The organism is Bradyrhizobium nivariense, assembly GCF_029846695.2.
Classification (GTDB): Bacteria; Pseudomonadota; Alphaproteobacteria; order Rhizobiales; family Xanthobacteraceae; genus Bradyrhizobium.
On record NZ_JARWCR020000095.1, the window covers coordinates 21,839 to 29,358 of the forward strand.

A 7,520-nucleotide genomic window follows, 5' to 3' on the forward strand; every position below is an offset into this window, starting at 1 on the left:
TGTGTCATTCGGCGGGAACGGCCGCCTCGCGCAGCCGCAGCGAATAGTTCGAGGCGTTCTGCTTGCCGCTCGATGCTGCCCGCGCAAAGGTGATGAGATGATGCGCAATCATGGTGCAGCCGATCAGGCCTTCGAGATCGCCGCACCGGATGCGTCCCAGCGCGAACTTCCAGAACACGCGCCTGTAATCACCGAGCACGCCGACCTTCCAGAAGATGTTGCGCAACATGACCAGACCGCGCCTGATGTTGGTCCAGGTCTTCATCTCGTCCGGCACCGGCATCTTGAGGCGATGGGGATAAACGTGGTCGCACTGATACTGGAAGCGCGCGTAGACCTTCTCGGGCTCGTAGGCGACAGCCATCGCGTGCTTCCAGGATGCGACGACGTCGTCATAGGGCAGCAGGAAGTCGACGTTGGAATCGCGGCCCTCGTCGTCGATCAGGCGCCCTTCCTTCTCCAGCCGGTCCCACAGCGGCGTCTTCGGCAGCGCCTGAAGCAGGTTGATCGTGAGCAGCGGGATCTGCGACTCCTCGATGAAGGCGAGCAGCGCTTCCGAGGTGTTCGGCTTGTCGGTGTCCAGCCCCATGATAATGCCGGACACCACCTCCATGCCGTAGGAGTTGATGGTGCGCACACCCTCCAGGATCGGGACCATCATGTTATGGTCCTTGTGCATCGCCTTCAGCGCGTCGGGATCGGGCGTCTCGATGCCGCAGAAGATGGTGAAGAAATAGGCCTCGCGCATCTTCTCGAGGATCTCGGGGCGCTTGGCGATGTTGAGCGTCGCCTCGCAGGCGAGCCGCACGACATAGCCGGTTCTCTTCTGCCATTCGATCAGATGCGGCAGCAGATCCATCGCCGCCTTGCGGTTGCCGATGAAATTGTCGTCGACGAAATAGACCGTGTCGGTCATGCCGCATTCGCGCAAGCGGTCGAGCTCGGCGATGATCTGCTCCGGCGACTTGATGCGGGGATTGCGGCCATAGAGGCCGGGGATGTCGCAGAACTCGCACTGGTAGGGACAGCCGCTGGAATACTGGATGCTGCCGAGGAAGTATTTCTTCACATCGGCGAGCTCGTAGGCCGGGATCGGAAACTCCGTCATCGGCACGCGGTCTTTGGTGGTCAGCATCACCTGTGCTTCCGGACGCGAGGTATCGCGCGACAATATCTCGAGCAACTGATTGGTGGCGTCGCCGAGCTCGCCGACATGGAGATAGTCGAAGGACGGATAATAGTCCGGGCAGGCGCTGACGGAGGGACCGCCGAGCGCAACCGGCAGATCTAACTCATGGGCGCGGCGGCAGATGTCGTTCATCTGCTGGCGCTGGATGTGCATGCCGCTGACGAAGACCGCCTCCGCCCATTCGAACTCTTCCTTTGTCGTACGGCGAAGGTTCTCGTCGACGAATTTGACCTGCCATTCCCTGGGCAGATAGGCTGCGAGCAGCAAAAGCCCCTGCGGCGGCATGAAGGCACGGACGCCATCGGTCAGGGGGTAGGAATGCTCGAACGTTCCGAACGACGATGTGTATCGCGGGAACACGCAGAGAATCCGCCGGGACGTGCCGTTGCTTTCAGCTCGCATCAAAGCTCCCCCGCCACGCTCGACATAGCTGCGGAAATTGCCAGCCAGACATATAGCGTAATGCTGTCGCCGGAATTTCTCAATATTGTGGCATGAGCATAATTCCGAGAGGCGCCAATGGTTTCCTCAAGCCGCCGGGTGCCTCCGCCGCGTCACGCGATCAGCCGGGAGGCAAAATCGGGCAGCAGGCCTGCATCGCCGGCAAGCCGGAAGTCAGTGCCCACAATGCCGGACTGCGCCAGCCAGTCGTCGAACTCCGGCGCGCGGCGCAAGGAGAAGACGTCGCGGACATAGAGCGCGTCGTGAAAGGACGTGGACTGATAGTTCAGCATGACGTCATCGGCGCCGGGAACGCCCATGATGAAGGTGACGCCGGCGGCCGCGAGCAGCGTCAGCAGATTATCCATGTCGTCCTGGTCCGCCTCGGCATGGTTGGTGTAGCAGATGTCGATCCCGAGCGGCAGGCCGAGCAGCTTGCCGCAAAAGTGATCCTCCAGCCCCGCCCGGATGATTTCCTTGCCGTCGTAGAGATATTCCGGGCCGATGAAGCCGACCACACTGTTGACCAGCAGCGGGGCAAAGGCGCGGGCCACGGCATAGGCGCGCGCCTCGCAGGTCTGCTGGTCGACGCCGTGATGGGCATTGGCCGACAGCGCCGAGCCCTGGCCGGTCTCGAAATACATCACGTTCTGGCCGACCGTACCGCGCCTCTGCGACAGCCCGGCCTCCTGCGCCTCCTTCAGAAGCGCGAGGTCGATGCCGAAACTGCGGTTGGCGACCTCGGTGCCGGCGACCGACTGGAAGACGAGGTCGACCGGCACGCCCTGCCCGATCAGCGACAGCGTCGTGGTGACATGGGTCAGCACGCAGGCCTGCGTCGGGATCTTCAGCCGGGCAATGATCTCGTCGAGCAGCCGCAGCAATTGGCCGATTACGGCCGGGTCATCGCTGGCCGGGTTGATGCCGATGCAGGCATCGCCGGCGCCGAGCAGGATGCCGTCGAGGATGGAGGCGGTGATGCCCCTGGCGTCGTCAAAGGGATGGTTGGGCTGGAGCCGGGTGCTCATCCGCCCCTTCAGGCCGATGGTGTTGCGGAAAGCGGTGGTGACCTCGCATTTCCGTGCCGCCAGGATCAAATCCTGGTTGCGCATCAGCTTTGAGACTGCGGCCGCCATCTCCGGCGTGATGCCGCCTGCCAGCTTGCGCAGGATTTCGGGCGTCGCGGCATCCGACAACAGCCAGTCGCGGAAGGCGCCGACGGTCAGCGAGGCCACCGGCGCGAAGGCGTTGGCGTCGTGGCTGTCGATGACGAGGCGGGTGACCTCGTCGGCCTCGTAGGGGACGACGGCTTCCTGCAAGAACTGCCCGAGCGGGACGTCGGCCAGCGCCATCCGCGCCGCGATCATCTGTTCGGCGCTGGCGGCGGCGATCCCGGCGAGCCGGTCGCCGGAGCGCGGCGGGGTCGCCTTGGCGAGCAGGTCGCGCAAATCCGGGAACGTGTAGGTCGTGGCATCGATGGTGTGGCGGTAGACCAAGGGTCCCTCCGGGGTTCGTCGGCCAATGACCGCGTCCAGGGCAAACTTCAAGCGATCCTGAAACTATACCTTCAGATCAAGACGCTGAAATATCTTACCTTTCTTTCGACCAAGGGCGAAGGGGTCCAACCCCCGCGTTAACGCCGCATCCATCTTCGTTCTGCATAGTTTTGCATCAATTTGTACGACCGCGCTCTCCGGCCGCTCCCGGCCATTGGGGCCCTGAAAACCATGACAACCGAACGCTCTGGGAATGCCGGCCTGGCCGGCCGCTTCACGCTTGCCAACAAGCTCTATGCAATCTTCGCGCTGTTCGCGCTGCTCACGGCGGCGATCGCGATGCTGTCCGACTACAACAGCCGCCGCGGCGCCGACCTGACCAGCGCGATCGAGACGGCGAACGCCGCCGCGCTCAACGTCGAGCGGGTCAACTCGCTGGTCTACGCGGTCGTGATGGAATCGCGCGGCGTCTACATGTCGACCGAGCCTGCCGTGGTGAAAAAATACGGCGAGGGCCTGCTCAAGTTCAACGCCCAGATCCTCGACGTCGTGAAGCGCTGGGAGACCATCGTCAAGGCTGACGATGCCGAGCAGTTCGCCGCCTTCAAGAAGCGCATCGAGCAGTTCGTCGAGTTCCGCAAGGAGCTGGTGCGCCGCGGCGTCGAGATCAACGCGGCCGCGGGCCGCGAATGGGGCGACAACGACGCCAACCGCGCCGTGCGCTCCGCGCTGAACAAGGATCTGGAAGCGCTGTCCAAGGTCTATGCCGAGCGCGGCAGGCAAATCGCGCACGAGACCGAGACCAACCGCACCCTCTCCTTCGTGCTGACCTGCCTCGCAGGCGTGGCGCTAGCCCTGGTCGTGATCGGCATCGTCATCATCGCCCGCTCGATCGCGCGTCCCCTCTCCGCCATCACCGCGACCATCAAGCAGGTTGCCGACGGCGCCGAGAACGTCGTGGTGCCGCACTCTGACCGCGCCGACGAGATCGGCGCGCTGGCACGCGCCATCCAGATCTTCCAGGACGCGATGGGGCGCAACCGCAATCTCGCCTCGCAGGTCTCGCAGGACTCCGCCGCGCGCGAGGCGCGCGCCCGCCACATCGAACAATCCGTCGACGCGTTTCGCGAGGCGATCGGCGCGATCATGCGCGGCCTCAGCGACAACGCCTCCGTCATGCGCGAGACGGCGCAGACCATCACCCGCGTCACCGCGGACGCAAGCAGCCGCGCCGGCACGGCGGCGAACGCCACCGAGCAGGCCTCCCACAACGTCACGGCGGTGGCGGGCGCGGCCGAAGAGCTGTCGGCATCCGTGGTCGAGATCGGCCGGCAGGTGCGGCAGAGCGCAAGCGCGGTCGCGCAGACCGGCCAGCGTACCGAGAAATCGATCGCCGAAATCGAGAGCCTTGCCGCGGCCACCCAACGCATCGACGGCGTGCTCAGCCTGATCCAGGCGATCGCCGAGCAGACCAATCTGCTCGCGCTCAACGCCACCATCGAAGCCGCGCGCGCGGGCGACGCCGGCCGCGGCTTTGCCGTCGTCGCGCATGAAGTCAAGGCACTCGCAGGCCAGACCGCGAAGGCGACCGCCGACATCAGCGAGAACGTCTCGATGATCCAGTCCTCCACCCGCAACGCGGTCGACGCCGTCCGCGAGATCGGCGGCGCGGTGCGCGAGATCAACGACGTCACCTCGGCGATCGCCGGCGCCATCGGCCAGCAGGACGCCGCCACGCGCGAGATCTCGTCCAACGCGCAATCGGCTGCCCAAGGCAACGAGACCCTCGTCGCCAACATTACCTCGCTCCGCGACGCCATCGGCGAGACCGACACGGCGGCATCCTCCGTGCTGACGGCGGCAAGCAGCCTGACCGCGACGGCCGACACGCTGTCGCGGGAGGTGGAGAAGTTCTTCCAGAATTTGCGGTCGGATGCCCGCGCCGCCAAGGCGGGATGACGGCGCGCCGATCGCCACGAGCCCGGCGGCGAGCACGCCCCAAACAAAAAAACGCGAAAACAACCCCATGCACAGTAGCCGGGGATAGCGATATCAACGGCTTAACTACCCGGCGCGACGGCTGCGGATTTTACGAAATCAATTTGACGCGTCGGGCAAAACACTGGCATGACGTCATCATCCAGCTGATCGCACCGCGGGCTCCCGGCGGCGATATCCACATCCTCGATACGGAGCACGTCGGGCCCGGCAACGACACGCGCCATGCGCGACCTCTTGCTGCCTAAAGCATGATCCGGAAAAGTGCGAAGCGGTTTTCCGAAAAGATCATGCTCAAACAACAACCTAAAGCGCGATGATGATTCATCCTCATCTCATCGCGCTTTAGAGTGGATGAGCCAGCTCCCACGCGTGGCCGGCGGGATCCAGGAACGCCGCGGTCCGACGTCCCCATGGTCGGTCGATCGGTCCGTTCAGGATCGGCACTTGCCGCTCGGCAAGCTTCACGCAACACGCATCGACGTCATCGACCAACACGGTCAACAGGAGCCGCGGAGGCGCCCCCGGGCTCCCAACCGGATGCGGCCTGATGAGCTCCGGTGCGGCGCGCTCGTCGAGAAGATTGATCATCAGGTTCCGCAGCTTGAGCACCGCCGAGGTCTCGTCCTCGTAGATGAAATTGCCGCAGAATACAGCCTCGTAGAAGGTTTTGGCGCTGTGCAGGTCCGGCACGAAAAGCGTTATGCATTCAACGTTGTCGATCGCTGTCATTCGAAGGACTGCCTCCAGACCACATGCCAGCGATCGCCCGTCCGATCCGATCGCGCCTTCGCCGACGTGCCCAGGACGGGTGGCGTACCCCGAAGGATACGTGCCATCACGCCCGGCTCGCGGCATCCGCCTCCGCGCCCCAGCCCTCACATATCCTAAGTCGATCGGCGCTCGTCAATAGACCATCGAACCGCGACGAGGGGAGCATCTCGACGCCGTCCGCGGGCGGTCCGGGCAGACCCAACGGGCCGAGGCTTCCGACCCACTCTCGCGCCAGGCCGTTCGAGCAGAGATGTTTGAGTGCGGTCCCAGGGCACTACAACACCAGCTACCCCATCACCCCGCCCCGCTTGATCAGCTCCTTGCCGACCGCCGCCAGATGCACCTGATCCGGCCCGTCGCCGATGCGGATGAAGCGGGCGTAGACGTAGGCGCGGGCGACGGCACGGCTCACCGAACCCTCCCTCGCCGTGAACACCTTCCCGATTACGGCAGCACTCATGGATTCGATCAGCCAGCGAAGGCACGTCTTGTCCGCTCTGCCCTTGTGAGCGGACAGGCGCCAGCCTGCCCTAGAAAGTCGGCAGGGGGCCATCATCGGACGTCAACCATCCTGCGCGATTTAGATTACGGTCCAGTGCACTTAACTTTGAGCCGAGTTGAGTGCACCGTAATTCCGCAATTCCTAAGCTTTCCGCCGGGGCCGCCCGGCGACACGGTGGACCAACTGGTGCACCCCGGAAACTACGGCCCGCACTTTCAGTAAAAATCTGATGAGCCAGTCTGGTACGTCCAAATAGCGCAGTGTTTCGACCGCGCCTTGTAGGTTGCGCTGCTGAAAGCTCCCATCGGAGAAATGGTCGTGATCGCTAATGCACCACTCCAATGTGAGCGCTCTCTCATCCCATAATTGTTCGCCGCGCGGGAGCTTGGCGATGAAGTGTAGTTCTCGCCGAAGACAAACCGCTTCGATCCGAGAGCGCTTCTTTTCACCGTAGTTGATGCCCCATCGCTCCAGCCTTGCATGGGTCGCTTCATGGATTATTGTGCAAGCAATCCGTTCGAGCGTCGTTGTTTCAGGAAGAATGTATCGCTCATCGAGCACGCAAGCCTTCAGCGACCTGTCATAGCAAGCACGAGCAGTCGGAAGTAAGCGCACCCATACCCGCTCTAGGTTATGAATCACGCGAGAATAGTGAAGCGAGTCATGGCGTTTGATTAGTTGAAGCGCGTCCTCGACCCGACGCAAGCCGGGGTGAGGTTTGCTTTCCGTAGTTCCTACCCAAAGCCCGTCAATGTCGCTGCCCCGCGAGAACCAGAGGGAAAGCCAATCCGCAGCGGCGGTCTTCCGATTCTGCTTCTTTGCCAAGCCTAACCCACGCAAATCCCGCTGCGTTTCGAACTGCTGCAAGCGCCGCCCCTTTGTCATGGCCCTCGTTGGAAACTTATAGCTGGACTTCTCTTCGGGTTGCCTAAGAGCTCAATTCAAATCGTATTGATCGGCGTTTTGGGCTGATCGTCTATCAGCGTCAGCTTCGGGTCCAGGCTGTGTAAAAACTCCGTCGATGCTATGATTCTCTTGCTGAATCGCGGGGGGAATTGATGCGGGGTTTCGTTCAAGGGGTGGATCGCCAGCAGACGACGTTGCTGCCGGAATGCCTTGA

The 7,520-nt window shown here is 63.1% G+C and carries 6 protein-coding genes; 1 reads left to right on the top strand and 5 read right to left on the bottom strand.

Features of this window, described 5'->3' with window-relative positions; translation table 11 throughout:
• Window positions 1-4 precede the first annotated feature (4 nt).
• Window positions 5-1,591 (bottom strand): B12-binding domain-containing radical SAM protein, encoded by a 1,587-nt coding sequence (locus tag QCM77_RS41585; protein ID WP_280096646.1) that lies wholly within the window; start codon window positions 1,589-1,591, stop codon window positions 5-7.
• Window positions 1,592-1,743: 152 nt separating this feature from the next.
• Window positions 1,744-3,126, bottom strand: a complete 1,383-nt coding sequence (locus QCM77_RS41590) for an ethanolamine ammonia-lyase subunit EutB (protein WP_279664958.1) — start codon at window positions 3,124-3,126, stop codon at window positions 1,744-1,746.
• Between the two features lie 231 nt (window positions 3,127-3,357).
• Here QCM77_RS41590 and QCM77_RS41595 point away from each other — a divergent pair, with 231 nt between their 5' ends.
• Window positions 3,358-5,085, top strand: a complete 1,728-nt coding sequence (locus tag QCM77_RS41595) for a methyl-accepting chemotaxis protein (protein WP_279664957.1) — start codon at window positions 3,358-3,360, stop codon at window positions 5,083-5,085.
• A gap of 384 nt (window positions 5,086-5,469) precedes the next feature.
• Here the strand turns inward: QCM77_RS41595 and QCM77_RS41600 are convergent, their stop codons facing one another.
• The 3 genes from QCM77_RS41600 to QCM77_RS41610 form a co-directional block, all read right to left on the bottom strand.
• Window positions 5,470-5,856: a VOC family protein gene (locus tag QCM77_RS41600; RefSeq protein WP_279664956.1), complete on the bottom strand. Its 387-nt coding sequence runs from the start codon at window positions 5,854-5,856 to the stop codon at window positions 5,470-5,472.
• Window positions 5,857-6,184: 328 nt separating this feature from the next.
• A complete protein-coding gene (locus QCM77_RS41605) occupies window positions 6,185-6,358 on the bottom strand; it encodes a hypothetical protein (RefSeq protein WP_279664955.1) in 174 nt (57 codons plus the stop codon).
• Between the two features lie 183 nt (window positions 6,359-6,541).
• Window positions 6,542-7,267: a hypothetical protein gene (locus QCM77_RS41610; RefSeq protein ID WP_280096647.1), complete on the bottom strand. Its 726-nt coding sequence runs from the start codon at window positions 7,265-7,267 to the stop codon at window positions 6,542-6,544.
• Between the last annotated feature and the right edge of the window lie 253 nt (window positions 7,268-7,520).